This window comes from Rhizobium oryziradicis, from assembly GCF_001939045.1.
GTDB classification, from domain to species: Bacteria; Pseudomonadota; Alphaproteobacteria; order Rhizobiales; family Rhizobiaceae; genus Allorhizobium; species Allorhizobium oryziradicis.
The window spans coordinates 69,856-91,278 of record NZ_MKIM01000023.1; the positions used below are offsets into that span (position 1 = coordinate 69,856).

The following is a 21,423-nucleotide window of genomic DNA, read 5'->3' on the forward strand; positions in this document are numbered from 1 at the left end:
CCGGATCCTCGGCAAAATACGTGAACTGGATCAAAGGGAGAGAGTGAATGTTCAAGAAAAGCATGAAAATTATGTTTGCGGCCGTGGCAGCCTTGCCGCTTCTGGCCAGCGTATCCTGGGCCGATGGGTTGATGACGATTATCGTCAATGATCCGTCCAACCCCTATTGGTACACCGAGGGTCAGGTGGCAAAAGCGGCGGCTGAAAAGCTGGGCTATACCGCGACCGTCAGCGCCCACAAAGGTGACACCAACACCGAAAGCAAGTTGATTGACACGGCCATCACCAACAAATCCAAGGCCATCATTCTGGATCCGGCCAATGCCGATGGCTCCATCGGTGCTGTGAAAAAGGCCGTTGCGGCTGGCATTCCGGTGTTTTTGGTCAATGCCGAGATCAATCAGGAAGGTTTGGCCAAGGCGCAATTGGTGTCCAACAATGCGCAAGGGGCGGCCCTTGGCGCGACCCAATGGGTGGCAGATGTTGGCGACAAGGGCAATTACGCCGAATTGTTCGGTGCCCCTTCCGATAACAATGCCGCAACCCGCTCCAATGGCTATGAAACGGTTCTGAGCCAATATCCTGATCTGGTCAAAGTTGCCAAGGAAGTGGCCAATTGGGACCGCACGCAAGGTCATGACAAGATGCAGTCGATGTTGCAGGCCCACCCAGACATCATCGGCGTCATCAGCGGCAATGATGAAATGGCGCTGGGTGCGATTGCCGCTTTGAAGGAAGCGGGCAAGCTGTCCAAGGTCAAGGTTGGTGGTTTTGACGGATCACCGGATGCTGTGGCTGCCATCAAGGCCGGTGAGCTGCAATATACCGTGTTGCAACCTGTCGCGGTGTTTTCTGAGGAGGCCGTGAAACAGGCCGACAGCTTCATCAAGACCGGCAAAACCGGGGCCAGCTCTGAAAAGCAGCTGTTTGATTGCTTGCTGATCACCAAGGACAATGTGGCGAAATACACAGCACCGTTTGTGCTGTCAAAATAAGCCACCCATGCAAAATCGGGGCGTGGCTCTGCCACGCCTTGTTTGTTTTTCGCCGCAAGCGGTGTGCTGGCTGGTTGATCTGCGTGTTGCAATGGATGATACCAACGTGTGAGTGCCATCAACATCGGACGTGATCGTGAGCAAAAAAGCCAATTTAGACACTCTTCTTTCCACGGAACTGCCCAGCGACAGCCGCCATGCGCGCCAGCTGGTGCGCCGTCAGTTGATTGCCGAGGCCATTTTGGCGGAAGGATCGCTGAGGATTGAAGATCTCACTGAGCGTTTTGGCATCAGCCTCATGACAGCCCATCGCGATGTGGATGAGTTGGTCAGCCGGGGCCTGTTTCGCAAAACCCGCGGCATTGTCTCGGCCTCGCCCACCAGTTTGATCGAGGCTAGCGATGTCTATCGCGCCACCCGTCAGGCCGATGAAAAGCAGCAGATTGCTGATCTGGCTCTCACCTTCGTGGAGCCGGGACAGGCTATTTTCCTCGATGATTCCACCACCGTGCAGCATATGGTGCAGCAGCTTCCCGGCAAGGTGCCTTTGACGGCGATTACCAATTCGCTGACATTGATCAACGCTTTGAAGGATGTGCGTGACCTGACATTGCTCAGTCTGGGCGGGCATTATTACAATTGGTGCAATGCCTTTATGGGGCGGGTGACAACCCATGAAATCCGCCAGCTTCGCGCTGATATTGCCTTCATGTCTATGTCGGCCATCATTGATGACATCGCCTTTCACCAATCACCGGAAATGGTGGAAACCAAACGGGCGATGTTTGAGTGCGCTGCCAAGCGCATTCTTCTGGCCGACCACACCAAGTTTGAACGCCGTGCCCTGCATAGTTTTGCAGCATTGAAAGAATTTGACGTGGTGATTGTCGATGATGGCATGCCCAACATCGACCAGGACCGCATGCGTGACAAAGGCGTCAATGTGCTGGTGGCACAGGGCGCAAGACACAAGACGTAACAGGCGCGCCGCGCAGACCTGCGCAAGCCGCGACCTGTTGGAAAGAGGAGACGGCATGCCAAGCCTGCTTGGAATTGATAGTGGCCTGACGGTAACCAAAGCCGTTCTATTTGACGTGGATGGCAAGCAGATTGCCGTTGCGCGCCGTCGCATTGCCCAAGTGATGCCCAAGCCGCATCATGTTGAGCGTGATATGCAATCGTTCTGGATGGGAACCGCAGAGGCCATCAAAGAGGTGATTGCTTTATCGGGACGGCCAGCGTCTGACATTCAAGCGGTGGGCGCAACAGCTCATGGTGATGGCATCTACCTTCTTGATCAGCACCACCATCCCTTGGGCGCTGGTATTTTATCGCTCGATAGCCGGGCTGGCACTTTGGCGCAACAATGGATCGATGGCCCGGACTCGAATGCAATGTTGGCGCTGACCGGCCAATTGCCCCATGCATCCGCGCCTTCCGCTTTGCTGGCATGGATTAAACGCCACGAGCCTGAGCGCTTTGCCAGCATTCGTCATGTGCTGAGCTGCAAGGATTGGCTGCGCTTTTGCCTCACTGGTGAGGTGGGAACCGATTATACCGAGGCCAGCACCTCTTTTACCGATGTGCGCAGCCAGACCTACAGCCGCGATGCGCTCTCGCTGTTTGGCCTTGAAGAGGTCTGGTCGTGGCTTCCACCCATCTCCCGCTCCGATTGCGTGGTGGCTGGCGTGAGTTTGAAAGCAGCCGAGGAAACCGGCCTGATGGCTGGCACACCCGTGGTGGCGGGGCTGCATGATGTGACGGCGTCAGCGCTGGGCATTGGCGGCTATGGTGCCGGAGTTGCGTCCGTTATTGCCGGAACCTATTCTATCAATGAGACAATGTCTTCTCAGCCCAATGTCAGCCGCAACTGGTTTTGCCGCAACGGCATTGCAGCCGGTGAATGGAACAATATGGCGATTTCGCCTGCCTCCACCACCAATTATGACTGGTTTGTTGATCGGCTGTGTGATGCCGAGGCGCAGGCTGCCGAAGCCAGTGGCCAATCCATTCACACCCTGCTGGCTGGTGAAATTGATGCGGCCTTTGCAAGGCCTTCCACCGTGATGTTCCATCCCTATCTGTTTGGCTCGCCTTATGGCGCGCAGGCCAGTGCCAGCTTTTTCGGGCTAAACGGTTGGCATGATCGAGGCGATTTGTTGCGCGCCGTGCTGGAAGGCATTGCTTTCAACCATCGTCTGCACGTGGATGATCTGGCCGCTGGCTTTGCCTTTGACAGCGTGCGCCTCACCGGCGGCGTGTCGCGCAACCCATCAGTCGCGCAGCTGTTTTGCGATGTGCTGAACAAGCCGGTGACCGTGACCACAACGGCTGAGGCCGCTGCCTGGGGTGCGGCTTTGTGCGCAGGCTCCGGTGTCGGTGTCTATGAAACACCCAGGCATGACCCACGCCCGCTGGATCAGTTGGAGCAGCATTATGTGCCAGATGCGGGCAGGGTGCGTTTTTATCAGCAACGGTTTGAACTGTTTCAGGATTTGGCCACTGCCATGGCACCCCTGTGGTCGCGCATGGCAGTCTTGAATGACACGCAGCAGGTAGCCCTATGAACGACCGTAATGAGAGCCTTTTTGATGTTGTTATTCTTGGTGCTGGCATCAATGGTGCCGGGCTGTTTCGGGATCTATGCGAGCAGGGCATCACGTGCTTGTTGGTGGAAAAAACCGATTTTGGCGCGGGCACCAGTGCCGCCCCCTCACGGCTCATTCACGGCGGGCTGAAATATCTGGAAACGGGCGAGTTTTCGCTGGTGGCGCAATCGACACTGGAGCGCAATCTGCTTTTGAAAAATGCGCCCCATTGCGTCACACCGCTGCCAACCTTCATTCCGGCTTTCTCATGGACGCGTGGCATCTACGCTGCCTTGCGCACCCTTGCCGGATCGACAACGGCACCCCGCAGCCGGGGTGCATTGCTGATCAAGATCGGCTTAGCGCTTTATGATTTTTATGGTGCGCGCCACCGGGTCATGCCGCGTCACCGCTTTTTGTCCAAAGCCGCGTCGCGTAAACACATTCCGCCGTTGACCAACAGCATTGTGGCGGGCGGCATTTATTATGATGCAAAGATCAGCCGTCCTGAAAGGCTTGTCTATGAACTGGTGCGCGATGGGCTGAACGCCAATCCCCACTCCAGAGCCGTCACCTATACCGATCTGGTGGCAAGCGAGGCCGGTGTGCTGACGTTTCAAAGGCAGGACAGCCAGACATTTTCAGTCAAGCCTTCGCTTGTGGTCAATGCCAGTGGTCCGTGGATTGATCGAGTGAATGCAGCGCTTGGCACCCCCACCAAGATGATTGGTGGCACCAAAGGTTCGCATATCCTGCTGGATCACCCGCAACTGCTGCAAAGCCTGAAAGGCCACATGATCTATTTTGAGGCTGATGACGGGCGCATATGTCTGGTCTATGACTATCTCGGCTTTGCCTTGGTGGGCTCCACGGATATTCCCAGCGACAACCCCGATGCGGTCCACTGCGAGGAGCCTGAGCTGGATTATTTCCTCGACAGTTTGCGCAGCTTGCTACCGGGCCTGTCCTTTGACCGTGAGCAGGTGGTTTATAGCTATAGTGGCATTCGTCCGCTCCCGGCCTCGGATGCCACAAACCCCGGCCTGATCAGCCGCGACCATTCTGCACCCGTGCTGGAGGCAAACGGTGAGCGGCCCTTTGCCATCATCTCTCTGGTTGGCGGCAAATGGACAACCTTTCGCGGCTTCGCCGAAGAGGTCACGGATACTGTTCTTGCAAGACTTGGTCGCAAACGGATTTGCAGCACACAAAACCTGCCAATCGGCGGTGGCCGTGATTTTCCGGCCAATGAGGGAGCGCGCACGCAATGGGTGGCTGATCTGGCAAAGCAATATGGGTTGAGCACTGCGAGGGCCGCAGAGTTGCTAACGCGCTATGGCACGACCATGCAGTCGATGTTGGCGGCTTCCTCGACCTATCGAGATGACCAGCGCCTGAGCACAGTGCCGTCCTACAGCGCCTTGGAAATTGACTGGCTTGTGAAGCACGAACTGGTTGTCAGCCTCGCAGACATCGTGTTTCGCCGCACCAGCATGGCCATTGAAAATGCTTTAAGCGTGCAAACCTTGCAAGAAATCGCAGCCATTGCGGCCCCAAGCCTTGGATGGAATGCGGCCCGACAGGCTGAAGAGACACAAGCCGTGACCCGGCAATTACGCGAACGTCATGGGGTGAACCTTCGACCATAGGCCATTGTTGGTCTTTCGAAACGGATGGCTTTGCGATTGCGTGATGGGAAAAGTTTCAAATAAGAGATTTAGCACAGACGCTTATATGAGAAGGCTTGCCCTCAAGGAGCAATAGCGCCTATATACAGGGCTTGATTGAATATAGATGGCAAGCAGCGGGATATGTTGACAAAAAAGGGGAAGTACGGGCTCAAGGCGCTGGTGTATCTGGCGCAACTGTCCCCGAGTGAGACTGCGTTCGTCGCAGACATTGCATCCAAAAACAATATTTCCAAAAAATTCCTCGACACTATTTTGCTGGAGTTGAGGAATGGCGGCATTCTGCGCTCCAAGAAGGGGCCGGGTGGCGGATACGCGCTCTCAAAGCCTGCGTCAGAGATTTTCGTTGGACAGGCGGTTCGTATTCTGGATGGTCCTTTGGCACCGATCCGTTGCGCCAGCAAAACCGCGTTTGAAGCATGTGACGATTGCGATCACCCGGAAGACTGTCAAATTCGATCTGCCATGACAGAAGTGCGTGATGCCATCGCCAGCATTCTCGATGGGATGACCTTGGAGGAGCTGGTAAGCAAGACCTCTTCGACGTCGAACACATTGGATGTGCTGACGCACTCGGCGTAACGACCGCCGTATCTCGATTTTGTTGCCTTGATAATCCCTCTGTTTAATCCATCAACGTTAGCCGAAGGGCCATGCTGACGGCTGTTTTTCATCGATGTGGAAGCTGCCGAGTTCAACGCTGTTCAGCAGGTTTATCTCGCGTTTTAATGGGGATGCTTCGGCTTGTGTCGGGGTGTTATCACCAACGGTGGTTTTGACGATATCCGTGAGAGTGGTTTTTGCGGCAATAGCTGCGTCATTTGCCAAAACAACCGCAGCATTGGCGGATAAGGACGCTTGAAGAACCGAGTCGGCTGATGCACTGACCTGGGCAATGTCGAGCTTCTGGCCAGCCCTTTCCATCATTGCAGAGGCTCCGTCTATCTGCGCGGCCAGCCGGCCAATGATGGCGCGGGCCGACACGTCTTCATCCGTGGCTCTGCGATAGTGCTCACAAAGATCAGCAAATGCGGCTTTGGCATGTCCCAAATCAATGGCACCGTTGAGAAGATGCGAGAGCGAACCCAGCATGGATAGCCCATGTGATCCGATCGTTAACGTAATCAGGTTATCGGCCGGGACATGAATGTCAGAGACGTCTACCCAAATTTCGGACGGCAAAACTTCGGCTGGCCAAACCTCTGTCGGTTGATTCGCTTGGGAGGGAGGGAGAGCAGGTCTGAATGCCAGGTCGTCGGTGTCACGTGCCAGAAGTGCAAGGACGTGTTGCCCTTTGGGATCAATCGCAGGCACGGCGATCCAGTCACAAAAGCCACCCGTGATCGAGACAGTTGATGCTGGCAAACGAAAGCCCGTGCGATCTGCCACCAGATGGGGCCATGTTGACGGTTCATGACGATCACATGCCACGCAGGACGCGAGCGCAAATTGTTCGCCAGCCAGCGCATGAGCGAAGTAAACACTGTGCTGCCCGTGGGATGCGAACAGGCGAATAGCCTCAATGACCTGAAAGTGGCCTTTCAAACACGCGCCCAGTTCGGCTGCGCTTTCTGCCACCAGCGCCACCACCTCCGCCAGAATGGCATTGGCGATATCTGCGCCGCAATGGTCCGATGGCACCGAAATACCCAACAACCCCGCCCTTGATACCCAGGCAAGCGCCTTAAACAGCGGTTTCTTGTCTTGAGCTGCATCACTCAGACTTGCCTTGATCCGGTCCACAATGTCACGTGCAGCATCCAGAGCTTCGACCTCAGTCGAGAGGTGCGCTACGGATTGCTGCCTTTGATCAGACAATCGGAATACGTTGTGCATAAGCCACCTCCAGATCCGATGGCGGATGCTGCCATGCATTTTGCCTGACGCAAAGGGCAAAAATATCTGCTTACGCTCTTCGTGAGAATATATTTTTTCAAAATTTGGTGGGCCAGCTTGGGCGACCGCAGGGTTTGAACTGGCTTTGGCATCATGGATTATGCCCCTCCTCAAGGGTTGCCGCGCAGTATTTTTCGCCGCCCTTGCGAACGGAGGACAAGTGTTCCTGTGAGGATCGAAATAATAGAATACTAATTCTGTAGACTATGTTGACGTCTGACGTCATTGCGGCGACACTAAGGCAATGGAAGTGTCGGGCTATGGACGGTAAACGAGTTTACGCCTTTGCCTTTCAAGGCCGTCAATGCCGCAACAGAGTGAGTTTTTTTCGTCAAGTTGCCCATGTCACCCGCAATGTTACCTAAGGAGATCATGCTATGCCTTTGAGCTTTCACGGATTTTCTTTCGACCTGTTTGGTTTTTCGTGGCGTCAGACGATTGCCAACGATTGTGCCTTTGCTGAAGCGAAGAGCGTGCCCGAAGCGAAGAGCCCCGCAGCGAAGAGCAAGATTGCCGACAGTGCCTCCGTGCGGGAGCGCGAGGCGGAAGATGCGGATGAAGTGTCCTTCCGGGCGCTGTGCATCTTTCCCATTCTTTAACGAGGCCGATTCTTTAACGAGGGGAGCAAGCCATGGCATATCTATCGACACAGAATGCACGTCGCAGATTATCGACATCCCGTTTTGCTGTGAGCGTTGATGGCATCCTTGGCCACGCGGCTCTTGTGCTGTCCCTGCTGTTTATCACCGTGTTGATTGTGGCGCTATGACGTCGTCCAAGCCTGTTGTCGCCATTGTGGGTGGGGGCTTTACCGGTGCGGTTCTGGCTATCCATCTGGCAAAGCGGTATGGTGGCAGCAAGGCTGTGCGGATTGTTGTGTTTGAGCCAAGGGATCGGCTGGGGGCCGGATTGGCTTACAGCACCGTCGAGCCAACGCATCGCATTAATGTCCCGGCCGGGAGAATGACGGTCTATCCGGACGATCCCGAGAGCTTTCTTCGTTTTGCAACGGATGCAGGGGTTTTCGAGCAGGATCGTGACGTTTTTGCTAAAAGCGGTCTTCCTTATCCGCGCCGTTCCGTGTTTGGTGATTATGTCACAGCACAGATCACACCTTATCTTCATTCAGGTGTGATTGAGCATCGCAGAACCAGCGTCTCAGCCATAGAAAAAGCCACCCATGGCTGGCTACTGCGTGGAGTCGATGGCAGCACGGTGTCGGCGGATGTTGCTGTTATTGCCACCAGTCATCCCGCGCCCATGCTTCCGAGCGCGTTTGCCAAGGTCAAGGATCACCCGAAATTCATTGCCGATGCAACGCGCGACAACGCCCTCGACACCATAGAGGCGAACGACCGTATTCTGCTGGTGGGCAATGGGTTAACCTCGGCGGATGTGATTGCCACCCTGAATGCAAACGGGCATCGCGGTGGCATTCTGGCGATCTCCAGACGCGGTCTTCGATCGCGTGGGCATGCCGCGTCCGATCAGGAGCCTTTCGGAGATTTCCTCTCACCGCCGAGTGTTCGCGCCTCAGACCTGTTGCATCGTGTTCGCATAGCATTGCGACAAGCGCAAAATGCGGGCTTGAGCTGGCACGCCGTGCTTGATGCTTTGCGCACACAAGGCCAACAGATATGGCAGGCGTTGCCCGTTGCAGAGCGCAGGCGGCTGGCGCGGTTTGTGCGCCCTTTCTGGGATGTTCATCGGTTTCGCATCGCGCCACAGGTAGAGCATGTGCTGGATGAGGCAATCAAGACAGGACAGCTCTCCATTCGCGCAGGGTCTGTTCAAACGGCTGCTTTGGCGGGGCAGGGCTTTGACGTGCGCTTGCGGGATAAGGGAAACCGCGAGCCTTCACCTCTGCATGTGGATGCCATTATTGTCACAACCGGTCCGGCCCATGGCGGAATTCTCAGATCGCAACCGTTTCTGGATGGCTTGCACGATGCGGGCGTGCTGAGCACCTGCGAAACGGGGCTTGGAATTGCCTGTAACTTGAACGCGGTTGCCCGCGATCAGCGCGGCATGGCAGTGCCGGGAATGTTCATTGCCGGGCCTCTTGCGCGTGGCACGTTTGGTGAGCTGATGGGATTGCCTCAGGTGACGGAGCACGCCATTTTTGTCGCCGATCAGGTGGCGGACTATATCGGTCTGGGCACCACGCCGGATTGGCATAAACAGGCAAGCTAGAGTTTGTCAGGGAAAAGTGGTCACCGGTTTTTCTGATCAGATAAACTCAAACAAAGACGTTTAGAGATCGGTTCAATCTGAACCTCACAGACTCTAAAGCGTCTTGCGGAAATCTGGCGGGGCTTTGCCACACAAAGATCAATGTGCGCATAAACTTCCTATCGGGGCGAATTTTTGGAATTTTATTCCTTATAAATTCTATGGATATTATGCATATATCAATGCAGCAACCCGTCCTCGGCATTTAACGATGCCAGTAATGGAGGGCGCTGCGGAGAGGTCGATCCGACCTCTCTCATGGACCAAAGTGAAGCACGGATTTGACCGCATGGTGATGGTCAAATTTACAAAACAGGATTTGCATGATGGCCAAGACCGATCAGCCTCTCGACTTTCTCTGGTTTATCCCAACGTCTGGTGATGGTGCCTACCTGGGGTCCGATGATTTGAGTCGGCCATCAGATCCGGGCTATTTTCGCGAGATTGCGCAGGCCGTGGATCGCCTCGGCTACTCGGGTGTGCTGATCCCAACAGGGGTTGCCTGCGAAGAATCCTTCATTCTGGCCGCTGATCTTGCCGCACACACTCAACAGCTCAAGTTTTTGGTCGCCATTCGTCCGGGCACGGCATCGCCAGCTTACTATGCCCGCCTTGCATCAACACTGGATCGCGTTTCCAACGGCAGGCTCTTGCTCAACATTGTTGTTGGCGGCAGTGCGCAGGAACTGGCAGGCGACGGCGTTTTCCTGCCCCATGACGAGCGCTATGACCACGCTGATGAGTTCTTTCAGGTGTTCAACAGCTTGATCGAAACGGGTCATGCCCATCTGGATGGCAAATATATTCAGGCCCATCATGCGCGTCTGGGATTGCCACCGGTGCAAACCCCACGCCCGCCAATTTACTTTGGCGGATCATCTGATGCGGCAATTGATTTCTCCGGCGGAATTATCGACAAATACCTGACATGGGGTGAGCCGCCGCATCTGGTGGCCGAAAAAATCGCCAATGTGCACAAGGCGGCTGCCAAACATGGCCGCGAGGTCACATTCGGCATTCGTCTGCATTTCATTGTGCGCGAAACCGACGAAGAGGCTTGGGAAGCCGCAGACAAGCTGATTTCCAAGCTGTCCGATGAGACCATTGCCGCAGCGCAGGAGGTTTTTGCCAAGAATTCTGATTCTGTGGGCCAGGCCCGTATGGTGGCTCTCCACAATGGTCGCCGTGACAAACTGGAGGTTTCTCCCAATCTGTGGGCGGGAATTGGTCTGGTGCGCTCAGGGGCCGGAACGGCTCTGGTGGGATCGCCCAAGACAATTGCTGCGCGCCTTAAGGAATATCAGGATATTGGCATCGATACCGTGATTGCATCTGGCTATCCGCATCTGGAAGAAGCCTATCGCGTGTCCGAGCTGCTCTTCCCGGAAATTGGCATTGCTGGGCCACGCAATCAGATCCGCTCGTCGTTTGGCACAAAGCAGGTGTTTGGCGGCGGCGGCCATGGCGGCAACGTCAAGGTCGCATCGGGATCGTAATCTCGCAATTTGACATAAGTATACGGTGGGTTTTCGATGACACAACAATTTAAAGCACAAAATTTTAACGTGGAGAGCAGCCCCTCTGTTGTCCAGCATCCCATTGCAGATGCGGATAACCTCAAGCTTGCCCTCAGAACCCTTGGCGGCGGCGTCAGCATCATCACCACCGGAGACGGTGATAACCGCACCGGTGCAACAGTCACAAGTGCGACGGCGCTGTCTGTCGATCCACCGCGCATGCTGGTGTCGCTGAACCGGTCGTCGTCCACCTGGCCGGTGCTGGAAAAATCGGGTTCATTCGCCATCAATATTGTTGGAGCTGCGCATGAAGCACTGGCCAATCAATTTGCCGGTGTGGGGGGCCTGAAAGGGCCAGAGCGTTACAAGGGTGCAGACTGGATCAAGCTTGCCAGCGGCGCATGTGTGCTCAAGGATGCGGTTGCCGCCATCGACTGCGTGATTGAAGAAGCCATCGAGCGCCATAGCCATGTGATTGTCATTGGCAAAGTGGTTGCAATCCGGCTCGGTGAAGGCAATTCGCTGCTTTATCAAAGCGGCCGCTATCACAATCTGTAAACATTCCTCTTGTTCGAACTCGTAGGGCAGACACAAATCATCACCTCGCAATTCGCACTGTCGGTCGCTATCAATATTTTCGAACTGGGTGGCGGCTCGGCAACCTCGCGCCAGTGGCGGGCGATTATTATCTGAACTTCACCACCACCCATCCGAAAGAAGGCCAGATGTTCTCAATGTCGCGCCTGTCTGGTGGAGAGCCACCAGATAGGCGCTATCAACGCTCTATTTCAGGGCAAAACCAAAGCGCCGCAAAATGGCGGTCAACTCTACCCGGCCTTTGAGAGCGCTCGCACTGCCGATGCGCTTGGCAATCACGCTGGTCCACCCGGCTTCTGGCATGTTCTGACCCTTCTGGAAGGTCTTCAACCGCTCATCATAGCGGGCCAAATCCTGTTCGCTCACCGTGCCATATTGCTCGCGAAACAGCACTGCCGATTGCGGCAGGCGTGGCTTTACATCGGTTTTCACCGCGGGGTCAGGATAGCCCACCGTGAGGCCGAAGACGGCAATGGTTTCTGGCGGCAGGTTCAGCTCGCGTGCCACATCCTCAGGCCGGTTGCGGATGCCGCCGATATAGCACGAGCCGAGGCCAAGCGAGTCAATCGCTGCCACCGCATTTTGCGCGGCAAGGGCGGCATCAATTGCGCCAATCACAAAGCTTTCCAGATAATCCAGCCCTGCACCCTCGGTATCGTTGCTGCGGGCAATGGTTCTGAGCCGCGAGAGATCGACCAGCCAGACCAGAAACAGCGGTGCGGCATTGATTTGCGGATTGGGTGCGGCAAATTCTTCCAGCCGAGCCTTGCGCGCCGGGTCTTCCACGGCCACCACGCTCCATGCTTGCAGATTGGAAGAGGTGGGTGCCGATTGTGCTGCCGCCACCAGCAGTTCCACCGTGCCTTGCGGCAGAGCTTTTGGCAGGTAGGCGCGTGAAGAACGGTGGTTGAGCAGCACATCCAGCGTCTCGCTCCAAAGAGCGGGCTGAACGCCCTGGTGCTCTCCATAGCGGGCCTTGAGAAGCGCCTCGGCGTTTGTGTTCGTAAAGGCAGTGTGCACCGTCATGCCTGTTCCTTTCTATCATTCATGCGCTTTGAGAAAAACCGGTTTTCCGGGCGGGGCAGGCCAAGATGGTCTCGCAGGGTCTTGCCTTGATAATCCTTGCGGAAAAGTCCTCGCTGTTGCAGCTCTGGCACCAATCTGTTCACCACGTCATCCAGCCCTTGCGGCAAATAAGGGAAGACAACGTTGAAGCCATCCGAGCCCTTCTCGTGCAACCATTCCGCCATTTGGTCTGCAACACTTTCAGCGGTGCCGACAAAGGCAAGGCCTGAATAGCCACCATAGCGCTGGGCAAGCTGGCGCACGCTCAAACTCTCTTCGCGGGCCAGTTTCAGGACCTGTTCGCGGCTGGATTTGCTGGCATTGGTATCTGGAATGTCTGGCAGTGGCTGATCAGGATCGAGGCCTGAAACATCATGCCCAAGCGCAATCGACAATGAGGCAATGGCGCTATCGTCATGCACAAGGCTGTCCAGCTTCAGCCGCTTTGCGCGGGCCTCTTGAACACTATCCCCGATGACAACGAAGGCGGCAGGCAGGATTTTCAGATGGTCCGGACTGCGGCCTATCTTGCCCATCCGGCCTTTGATATCGGCGTAGAGCGCTTGACCCGCCGTCAGATCACGCGGTGCGCAAAATACCACTTCGGCGGTTTCTGCCGCGAGCTGACGCCCCGGCTCTGATTGGCCGGCCTGCACAATCACCGGCCAGCCCTGTGGCGGGCGGGCAATGTTCAGCGGCCCGCGCACCGAGAGGTCTGCGCCCTTGTGATCGAGCACATGCATTTTCTCAGGGTCAAAAAACTGACCGCTTTCAACGTCCCGCGTGAACGCATCGTCAGCAAAACTGTCCCACAGGCCAGTGACAACATCATAAAATTCCCGCGCCCGCTCATAGCGCTCGCCGTGCTCAACATGGGCATCACGGCCAAAATTCAACGCCGCATCGGGGTTGGACGTGGTGACAATGTTCCAGCCTGCGCGCCCACCGCTGATATGATCCAGCGAGGCAAAGCGGCGGGCAAGGTGGTATGGCTCGTCAAAAGTGGTGGAAGCGGTGGCCACCAGGCCAATACGGCTGGTGAGGGCTGCCAAAGCAGACAACAGCGTGAAAGGCTCAAACGAGGTCACAGTGTGGCTGCGTTTGAGCGCTTCCATTGGCATGTTGAGTACGGCCAGATGATCGGCCATGAAAAACGCATCAAATTTCGCCGCTTCAAGCTTTTGGGCAAAAGAAACGATATGGCCGAAATTGAAATTGGCATCGGGATAAGCGCCGGGATAGCGCCAGGCACCCGTGTGAAGGCTGACCGGGCGCATAAAAGCACCCAGATGCAATTGTTTTTGTGTCGTCATATCAGCCAGTCTCCAGAAGGTGCCGTTCGCCGGATCATGGTGTCAGTTCACCCGCAAGGCAACAGATGCATTTCTTGATCATTGATCCGCAGCGTCAAGTTTATCGCGCGTATGCTTCAAAAACCGATCAACTCAGTTTTGAAGCCATCGGCAGATCATACCCTTTGGCAGCCCAGGAGAGAGGGTGGTTTTGACTGCGCTTGGCGCTCTCGGCACGCGATTTCAGGCGCTCAAGAAGTGTGTAACCCAGGGGCCACCGTCCATGGCCGCTTTGAATATTGACGTGGCCTTGAGCTCCGATGTCGATAAGGTCGCTGCCCCAAAGGTTGGCATAACGTCGTGTCGTTTCAAATTCCATATAGGGATCGTTACGACTGGCGACCACTGTCGAGGGAAAGGGCAGGCGCTGCACGGGCATTGAGCCGAAGTTCACAATGCATGGATGCAGATTTTCAACGTTCACAAGATCACAAGGAGCCACCAGAAGAGCGCCCCGTATACGACTGGCCATTGGGCTCAATGCCAGATTGGCCGTCAAAATACACCCCAGACTGTGAGCAACCAGCCAAATCCCCGAGTGCTTCTCAAGCTCGCTTTCCAGTTTTCGATACCAGCTTGCCAGGTCTGGGCATGTCCAGTTGTCCTGTTCAACAATCTTGGCATCCGGTTTTTCCTTAAGCCAGAAAGACTGCCAGTGCCCATCGCCGGAGCCATTCAGACCCGGAAGTACAAGGGTGTCAATCCATTGATGTGGGTTACTCTCCGGCATGCCATAGCCCTCTGCTGCTTTGTCTCCATTATGTTTCAGCCCGCCTAAAAGACGAGCAACGCCTATCTATTTTCTACAAAATAAGTAGATAAATATTTTCTTAGCCGCTTCTTGTCTGTCCGACCCCATACGAACGGTGTTGTTGTTTTTGAGGGATTGGCAAGGCTCTGAAAGCTGCAACCTCACGCGAGATCGCGATAGTACCCGAGATATCACCCGCTTGAGGTGGCCTTCGTCAAACTGGCCGGTTTGTAGAATTGTCGATGCGAAAATCGACGAAAATGAAATAATATACTCTTATGTGTGGATGTAAATTAGAATTTGGAACTTATTTTCCATTATGGTGCTTGTTTGGATTGATTAATTTTGAGGAGTAATCCATAAAATAAGTAGAAAAAGGAGGTTGCCATGACCAAGCAAATGCAAGCCAACCAAATCGCTGTGTCATCCCTGATGGCTTCTCCTTGTTGTTGTCTACGCCAGACCCGTGGAGAGCGAAGTTCTGAGTAAACAACCATCGGCCCCAAGGGCACCGTGAGGCACATCATGAGCAAACAAGTGATTGAATATCAGGGCATTCCAGTTGGAATCGCCGTTCCGCACAGCAGCAATCTTCTGCGCTTTATTGCGGTTAAATTCCATGTGATTGATCTGGATGATCGGATCTATCCCTCGGTGAGCGATTTGCAGGCGGCAATCCGCATGCATGTGAACGGTTCCCAAGCTCTGGCAGCATAATGTCTTGCGCGTCATGACCGACAACGGCTCATGCTACAAAGCCAATGGCAAGGCCGAACGGTAGCCTGAAATCAAAAACACCTGTCAGTCGGCTCAGTCTAAACCGGGACAACCTCTTGAGGCTCCATACCTAAATCGAAATTTATCAGGCGCTCGGCCGTGAATTTGTCTGTTACCAGCATATCGATCACGCCCGAGCGGAGAGCGCCGGCAATTGCGGGCACTTTCTTCTTTCCTCCTGCAAGCGCAATGACACGCTCTATTTTGGTCAGCTCTTCAAGAGAAATGCCGATGACCCGGTCATCCAGCGGGGTTTTGACGGTCTTTCCGTCCTTATCGAAAAAGCGCAGGGAAACATCGCCCACGGCACCAGCATCCGCCAGATCAGCCAGTTCGCGCGCCGAGAAAATATTGCCAGAACGCGCCAGCAGTTCGGAGGGCTCAACTGCACCGATGCCGACAATGGCAAGGGTAATGTTGCCAAACAGATCCATGGTGTCGCGCACAAATGGCTCACCCAGCATCAGTAATTTCGCTTCGCGGGATGTGGTAACACCCTGAACGGGAAGCAGTTTTGGCTCGGCCCCGGTCAATTTTGCCAGCCGGGTGGTGAGCTGCGTGGCGTGGGTTTGCACGGAGGGATCACCCATGCCGCCAAGTGTTTGCACCACATGTTTGGCGCGTGCGCTTTTTTGCGGATGAATATTTTCAACCATTTTGAAAATGGTCTGGCTCCAGCTGGAAACGCCAATGATTTCGCCGGGGGCGAGTGTGACTTCCAAAAGGTGCGCCGCTGCCTCGCCAATGCGGGCCATGATGGCCCCGTCCCGATCTTCTGAACAATCCACCACCACGGCTTCCGGCAGATTGAAGCGCTCGCGCAAAGCACTTTCCAGATCGCTATAGGTGCCAACCGGGGGGATGACGGTGGTGCGGACAATATCCTCAGCTTCCGCCCGTTTCAGCATGCGCGAGACAGTGGCTTGCGACAGGCGCAAGTGCTGCGCAATATCTGCCTGCCGTTTGCCTTCGATATGATACATCTGCGCCACGCGAGAAATCAGGCGGAGTTCGTTCAGCCGTCCCATGGTTGCTCCGAGTGTGAATTATTATTCACCTTTATCGGGAGAATAAACAAACGTCGAGCGGGCAATTGCATCTTGCCATGTGGTGAGGCGTTGTTGAACGCCCTCAGTTTGCGGATCAATGCTCTGGTTGGCCTTCGGTAGCGCCGAAATAGCGGCGAGATCGGGCCAAATGCCGAGCGATAACCCGGCCAGATAGGCTGCACCAAGCGCAGACGCCTCTGGCGCTTCGCATTGAATAACCGGATGGCCAAGAAGATCCGCAACGCATTGCATCAGGAAACGGTTCTGGCTGGGGCCGCCATCCACGTAGAGCGCGCCGAATTCGCCGCGGGTCTGGCTTTTCATGGCGGCAAACACATCATGCACCTGACAGGCGATGGAATCGGTGACGGCGCGGGCCATCTGGGCGCGGGTGGTGTTGAAGTCGATTTTTGAAAACAGCGCCCTTGCTGTTGAGTCCCAATAGGGCGCGCCGAGGCCAACAAAGGCGGGCACAAAGCCGGGGCCACCCGGCGTGGCGGTGGCTGCGAGATCAACCAGGCTTGCGACATCGGGCAGACCCAAAATCTCGGTCATCCATGGCAGGCTTGCGGCTGATACCAGAATATTGCCCTCAAAAGCATAGGTGGGCTTGCCGTTCAGCCGCCATGCGACGGTGGTGGTAATACCGCGCTCAGGTGCTATAAAATCGGGCAGGGTGGTCATCACCGATGAGCCGGTGCCAAAGGTGACTTTGCCATCGCCGGGGTTAAACGCACCATGACCAAACAGGGCGGCGTGGCTATCGCCAATGGCGGCACGAATGGGAGTGCCATCTGCAATGCCCGGCACATTTAGCGTCGCTCCGAAATCATCGGAGCTATTGAGAACCTGAGGCAACACGGCTTTGTCGACGCCGAAAATGCTGCACAGCTCATCGCTCCAGCTTTGGGTTTTGAGGTCCAGCAATTGGCTGCGCGCGGCATTGGAAGCATCGCAGGCATGGATTTTGCCAGCCGTGAGGCAATGGATCAACCAGCTATCAATGGTGCCGACGCGTAGTTTTCGGCCATTCGGAGCGCGATCCAGCAGCCAGCGGATTTTGGGGCCGGGAAACATCGGGTCCAGCGGCAGGCCGGTGATGGCTTGCACGCGGGGCAGGTGGCCTGCGTTCGTGAGCGTGGCACATTCCGGCGCCGTGCGGCGGCACTGCCAGCTCACCACCGGGCCAAGTGATTCTCCGGTGTCTGCATCCCAAATGGTGACGGATTCGCGCTGGTTGGAAATGGCAATGGCTTCGACCTTAGCATCGGGCGCGTTGGCAAGGCAGGCGGTTATGGCTTCGATGACCGATTGCCACAGGCGATTCGGGTCTTGCTCCACCCAGCCGGATTGTGGGTAAGAAATGCCGACCGGCGAGGAGCCGCGGGCCACTAACTCGCCGGATTCGGAGACCAGAATGGCCTTGGAATTGGTGGTGCCTTGGTCGATGGCCAGGATGGCGCGCATGGGGGTCTCCCGAGATTTTGTTCTATATGTCATAGACCGGATTATCGTTTTTCTATGCCGCTCACCCCCTCTGCCCTGCCGGGCATTTCCCCCACAGGTGGGAGACGAGATGAGGCTCCGGTTCATTCTCTAGAAAGCTTGCCCTAGAAAGCTTGATGTTTTCCGATGGCTTCGAAAAATGCGTTTTGATGCTACGCAGCCCACGAGTGTTCTCCCCCTTTTAGAGGAGATGGTCGGCAGATCAGAGGGGGATAACTCTTGCTCTGCCGCTCAAAGCACGTTCATTTCCGCCGGATCAACGCTTGTGCCGCTTCCGCAATTGCCGCAGGGCTCATGCCAAACTCATCTAACAGAAACTCTGCAGACCCCGTGGGTGCAAAAATGCCCGGAACGCCAAGGCGTTTCATTGGCACAGGCGCATGATCCACCACCACTTCGGCAACAGCAGAGCCAAGCCCGCCAAACACCGAATGCTCTTCTGCCGTGACAATCGCGCCGGTTTCCTTGGCAGCAGTAATGATTGCCTCCTCATCAATGGGGCGAACCGTTGCCATATTCAACACCCGTGCGGAAATGCCAAGCCCTCCCAGAATGTCGGCAGCCTTCATCATCCGATGAGTGAGGGTGCCATTGGCAATCAGCGTGACATCCGCGCCGTCGCGCAACATATTGGCTTTGCCCAGCACATATTGATGGCCTTCCGGCAAAAGATCAGGAACGCCAACCCGTGACAGCCGCAAGAAGCATGGGCCGGCATAGTGTGCGGCCCATTCCACGGCGGCGGCCGTTTCAATCCGGTCGCAAGGGGCTATCACGGGCAGGTTTGGCAGCACTCGCATCCAGGCAAAATCCTCGATGGAGTGGTGGGTTGGCCCCAGTTCTCCGTAAGCCATGCCTGACGAGATGCCGACCAGTTTCACATTGGCGTTGGAATAGGAAATATCCGCCTTGATCTGCTCCAGCGCACGGCCGGTGAGAAAGGGTGCGGCCCCACAGACGAAGGGTAGGCGGCCACCATTGGCAAGGCCAGCACCTACGCCGACCATATTTTGCTCGGCAATGCCGACATTGATCAGCCGTTCAGGAAATTTCGTTTTGAAATTGCCAAGCTTGGACGAGCCAACGCTGTCATTGCAGACGGCAACGACAGTATCATTTTCTGACGCCAAACGCTCAAGGGTCTCTGCAAACGCATCGCGGCAATCGTATAATTTTGGAGATAAAACAGGCGCGTTCATTATAGAGCCTCCGACAGTTCTTTCACGGCAATTTCATATTGTTGCTTGTTTGGCACTTTGTGGTGCCAGTCCACGGTGTCCTGCATGAAGGAAATGCCGTGGCCCTTGTTGGTGTGGGCAACAATGCAATGGGGTTTGCTGCCGCGATGCTCCAGCGCAGGCACCACTTCCGCCATGGCATTGCCGTTGATTTCGCTCACGTCCCAGCCAAACGCCTCAAGCTTGGGGCGAAGCGGCGCAATGTTGTTGGTATCTGAAAGTGCTGCCCCCTGCTGGAAGCGGTTGTGATCGATAATCAGCGTCAGATTATCCAACCCGAATTGCGCCGCCGCCATAATGGCTTCCCAGTTGGAGCCTTCCTGCATTTCGCCGTCGCCGGTAATCACATAGGTGTGGTAGCTGGCACCCGACAGTTTCGCCGCCTTGGCCATACCAACCGCAACAGGCAAACCGTGGCCCAGCGGCCCGGTGTTGGTTTCCACACCCGGCACCTTGTTGCAATTGGGGTGGCCGTTCAGGCGCGAATGGGGCTTGAGGAAGGTTGCCACCTCCTCTTCCGGGAAAAAGCCGCGCTTGGCCAGCACCACATAGAGCGCACAGGCCGTATGCCCTTTGGACAGCACAAAGCGATCCCGATCCGGGTGTTTTGGTTGATCTGGCCAGACCCGCAAGGTGCGAAAATACAGAGCGGTGAGCAAATCGATCACCGACATTTCACCACCAATATGACCCGCACCGGCCTCATACACCGCTTGCAGGTCGCGCAGACGGACTTGCCGCGCAATAAGCTCGAGCTCTTTCGGCTGCATTTAATCCTCACTGAATAAATATGCACATAACGATATTTTTGCACAAAGCGCGTGTTAGTCAAGAGTGTTTGCTGAAATTCGCCAATCTATCACATTTAGTGGAGATCAAACTTCATCGTTGACAGAGGATTTTCCTCTTGCTAATGAATTTTGCAGCAAGCATGCATATTTATTCTTGCTTGGAGGAAATTGCTCGTAAAGGTTTGGCTCGAAAAGCTCGACCCATGAGAGTTGAGTGTGAGGGAGGAATGATGGTTGCGCTTGACGTTAAAGAACAGGGCAGCACTTCAATGGGTTTGTTGTCTCGCCTGAGTGGCGCAACAGGCCCCCTGATTGGATTGATTGCGCTCTGCATCTTCCTCAGCATTGGCACGGATACGTTTCTGTCTGTTCGCAACGGCCTGAATATTCTCGATCAAATCACCGTTCTGGGCATCATGGCCGTGGGCATGACCTTCGTCATCCTCATCGGCGGCATTGATCTTTCAGTTGGTTCGGTGCTGGCGCTCTCGATGATGGTGATGGGCTGGACGGCCAATGTGGCGGGTCTGCCGATGGGCGCTGCCATCGTGCTGGCGCTGATTGTCTCCGGCTTTAGCGGGCTTTTGGTGGGCATTATGGTCACGGCCTTTCGGGTTCCGGCCTTTATTGCCACGCTGGCGATGATGTCGGCGGCGCGTGGCGTGGCCAATATGATCACAGATGGCCAGCAGATTGTCGGTTTTCCCGATTGGTTCATGATGCTGGCGATTGATCGGCATTTTGGCGTGCTCACAGCCACCGTGTTTCTGATGCTGGTTGTGGTGGCGATTGCCTGGGTGTTTCTGCAGTTTCGCTCAGAAGGGCGGATGCTCTACGCCGTGGGTGGAAATCCCGAAGTGGCGCGTCTGGCCGGTATCAAGGTGCATGTTGTTACCATCGGTGTTTATGTGGCCTGCGCGGTTCTGGCGGGGCTTGCAGGCATTGTGCTGGCAGCACGGTTGGACTCGGTGCAGCCCTCCAGCGGCTTTGGCTATGAGTTGGATACCATTGCCGCCGTGGTGATTGGTGGCACATCGCTGTCGGGCGGCTCTGGCAGCATCGGCGGCACGCTGATTGGCGTGTTGATCATCGGTGTGCTGCGCAATGGTCTTAATCTTCTCAATGTCTCGCCCTTCTTGCAGCAGGTGATCATTGGTGTGGTCATTGTGCTGGCGGTTGGTGCGGAAACGCTTCGTCGTCGTAGAGCGTAACGACGACAACAGGGCTGCGGAGGCGGTCTTGATACTCCAGACGCCCCAAAAGTGGATCCCGGTTTTGGGATAAGCGTCTGGAGCAACAAAGAATATGAAAAATTCCTCTCCACATGGTTGGAGCGGTTTTGGGGGCCTGAGGGCGGAGGACGTACCGATGGTCAGGTTTA

Annotated in this window: 20 protein-coding genes and 1 pseudogene; 13 read left to right on the forward strand and 8 right to left on the reverse strand. The window is 55.6% G+C overall.

The features are described from left to right. Nucleotides 1–47 precede the first annotated feature (47 nt). The 5 genes from BJF95_RS05470 to BJF95_RS05490 all read left to right on the forward strand — a co-directional run bounded on the left by BJF95_RS05470 (nt 48) and on the right by BJF95_RS05490 (nt 5,853). On the forward strand, nt 48–995 hold the full coding sequence (locus BJF95_RS05470) for a D-ribose ABC transporter substrate-binding protein (RefSeq protein WP_075638458.1): 948 nt from the start codon (nt 48–50) through the stop codon (nt 993–995). A gap of 130 nt (nt 996–1,125) precedes the next feature. Then, nucleotides 1,126–1,974: a DeoR/GlpR family DNA-binding transcription regulator gene (locus BJF95_RS05475; RefSeq protein ID WP_175577206.1), complete on the forward strand. Its 849-nt coding sequence runs from the start codon at nt 1,126–1,128 to the stop codon at nt 1,972–1,974. A 55-nt stretch (nt 1,975–2,029) separates the two neighbouring features. Further along, nucleotides 2,030–3,562, forward strand: coding sequence for an FGGY-family carbohydrate kinase (locus tag BJF95_RS05480; protein WP_075638459.1), 1,533 nt, complete (start codon nt 2,030–2,032; stop codon nt 3,560–3,562). Next, the gene (locus tag BJF95_RS05485) at nt 3,559–5,232 is read left to right on the forward strand and encodes a glycerol-3-phosphate dehydrogenase/oxidase (protein WP_075638460.1); all 1,674 of its coding nucleotides are present in this window, start codon (nt 3,559–3,561) and stop codon (nt 5,230–5,232) included. The genes BJF95_RS05480 and BJF95_RS05485 overlap by 4 nt, the downstream gene beginning before the upstream one ends. 162 nt (nt 5,233–5,394) lie before the next feature. Continuing rightward, nucleotides 5,395–5,853, forward strand: coding sequence for an RrF2 family transcriptional regulator (locus BJF95_RS05490; protein ID WP_075638461.1), 459 nt, complete (start codon nt 5,395–5,397; stop codon nt 5,851–5,853). Nucleotides 5,854–5,910: 57 nt separating this feature from the next. Here the strand turns inward: BJF95_RS05490 and BJF95_RS05495 are convergent, their stop codons facing one another. Then, a complete protein-coding gene (locus BJF95_RS05495; RefSeq protein WP_139317419.1) occupies nt 5,911–7,107 on the reverse strand; it encodes an acyl-CoA dehydrogenase family protein in 1,197 nt (398 codons plus the stop codon). A 437-nt stretch (nt 7,108–7,544) separates the two neighbouring features. On the opposite strand from BJF95_RS05495, the gene BJF95_RS05505 reads away from it, so the two are divergent. The 6 genes and pseudogenes from BJF95_RS05505 to BJF95_RS24330 form a co-directional block, all read left to right on the forward strand. After that, entirely contained in the window at nt 7,545–7,766 is a 222-nt protein-coding gene (locus tag BJF95_RS05505; protein WP_075638464.1) for a hypothetical protein, read from the forward strand. Between the two features lie 32 nt (nt 7,767–7,798). Next, on the forward strand, nt 7,799–7,936 hold the full coding sequence (locus BJF95_RS24010) for a hypothetical protein (RefSeq protein ID WP_175577203.1): 138 nt from the start codon (nt 7,799–7,801) through the stop codon (nt 7,934–7,936). After that, complete coding sequence (locus BJF95_RS05510; protein ID WP_075638465.1) at nt 7,933–9,360, forward strand: FAD/NAD(P)-binding protein; 1,428 nt, start codon at nt 7,933–7,935, stop codon at nt 9,358–9,360. The genes BJF95_RS24010 and BJF95_RS05510 overlap by 4 nt, the downstream gene beginning before the upstream one ends. Before the next feature lie 365 nt (nt 9,361–9,725). Continuing rightward, nucleotides 9,726–10,895, forward strand: coding sequence for an FMNH2-dependent alkanesulfonate monooxygenase (gene ssuD, locus BJF95_RS05515; protein WP_075638495.1), 1,170 nt, complete (start codon nt 9,726–9,728; stop codon nt 10,893–10,895). Nucleotides 10,896–10,931: 36 nt separating this feature from the next. Beyond that, entirely contained in the window at nt 10,932–11,474 is a 543-nt protein-coding gene (locus BJF95_RS05520) for a flavin reductase family protein (RefSeq protein WP_075638466.1), read from the forward strand. Between the two features lie 27 nt (nt 11,475–11,501). Next, nucleotides 11,502–11,647 (forward strand): annotated as a pseudogene (locus BJF95_RS24330) (acyl-CoA dehydrogenase family protein); the annotation flags it as partial. Between the two features lie 52 nt (nt 11,648–11,699). Here BJF95_RS24330 and BJF95_RS05525 read toward each other — a convergent pair. The 3 genes from BJF95_RS05525 to BJF95_RS05535 form a co-directional block, all read right to left on the reverse strand. Continuing rightward, the gene (locus tag BJF95_RS05525) at nt 11,700–12,539 is read right to left on the reverse strand and encodes an NADPH-dependent oxidoreductase (RefSeq protein ID WP_075638467.1); all 840 of its coding nucleotides are present in this window, start codon (nt 12,537–12,539) and stop codon (nt 11,700–11,702) included. Next, a complete protein-coding gene (locus BJF95_RS05530) occupies nt 12,536–13,891 on the reverse strand; it encodes an LLM class flavin-dependent oxidoreductase (RefSeq protein WP_075638468.1) in 1,356 nt (451 codons plus the stop codon). The genes BJF95_RS05525 and BJF95_RS05530 overlap by 4 nt, the downstream gene beginning before the upstream one ends. A 127-nt stretch (nt 13,892–14,018) precedes the next feature. Further along, nucleotides 14,019–14,660, reverse strand: coding sequence for an RBBP9/YdeN family alpha/beta hydrolase (locus BJF95_RS05535; protein WP_075638469.1), 642 nt, complete (start codon nt 14,658–14,660; stop codon nt 14,019–14,021). 546 nt (nt 14,661–15,206) lie between these two features. On the opposite strand from BJF95_RS05535, the gene BJF95_RS05540 reads away from it, so the two are divergent. Then, a complete protein-coding gene (locus tag BJF95_RS05540) occupies nt 15,207–15,398 on the forward strand; it encodes a hypothetical protein (RefSeq protein WP_075638470.1) in 192 nt (63 codons plus the stop codon). A 98-nt stretch (nt 15,399–15,496) separates the two neighbouring features. Here BJF95_RS05540 and BJF95_RS05545 read toward each other — a convergent pair whose 3' ends face one another. From BJF95_RS05545 to BJF95_RS05560, 4 genes are all read right to left on the reverse strand, one after another. Further along, complete coding sequence (locus tag BJF95_RS05545; protein ID WP_075638471.1) at nt 15,497–16,486, reverse strand: sugar-binding transcriptional regulator; 990 nt, start codon at nt 16,484–16,486, stop codon at nt 15,497–15,499. 21 nt (nt 16,487–16,507) lie between these two features. Then, complete coding sequence (locus BJF95_RS05550; protein WP_075638472.1) at nt 16,508–17,974, reverse strand: FGGY family carbohydrate kinase; 1,467 nt, start codon at nt 17,972–17,974, stop codon at nt 16,508–16,510. Nucleotides 17,975–18,255: 281 nt separating this feature from the next. Then, the gene (locus tag BJF95_RS05555; protein ID WP_075638473.1) at nt 18,256–19,212 is read right to left on the reverse strand and encodes a transketolase family protein; all 957 of its coding nucleotides are present in this window, start codon (nt 19,210–19,212) and stop codon (nt 18,256–18,258) included. Then, nucleotides 19,212–20,021, reverse strand: coding sequence for a transketolase (locus BJF95_RS05560; RefSeq protein ID WP_075638474.1), 810 nt, complete (start codon nt 20,019–20,021; stop codon nt 19,212–19,214). The genes BJF95_RS05555 and BJF95_RS05560 overlap by 1 nt, the downstream gene beginning before the upstream one ends. Before the next feature lie 251 nt (nt 20,022–20,272). Here BJF95_RS05560 and BJF95_RS05565 point away from each other — a divergent pair, with 251 nt between their 5' ends. Continuing rightward, nucleotides 20,273–21,253, forward strand: coding sequence for an ABC transporter permease (locus BJF95_RS05565; RefSeq protein ID WP_075638496.1), 981 nt, complete (start codon nt 20,273–20,275; stop codon nt 21,251–21,253). Nucleotides 21,254–21,423 lie beyond the last annotated feature (170 nt).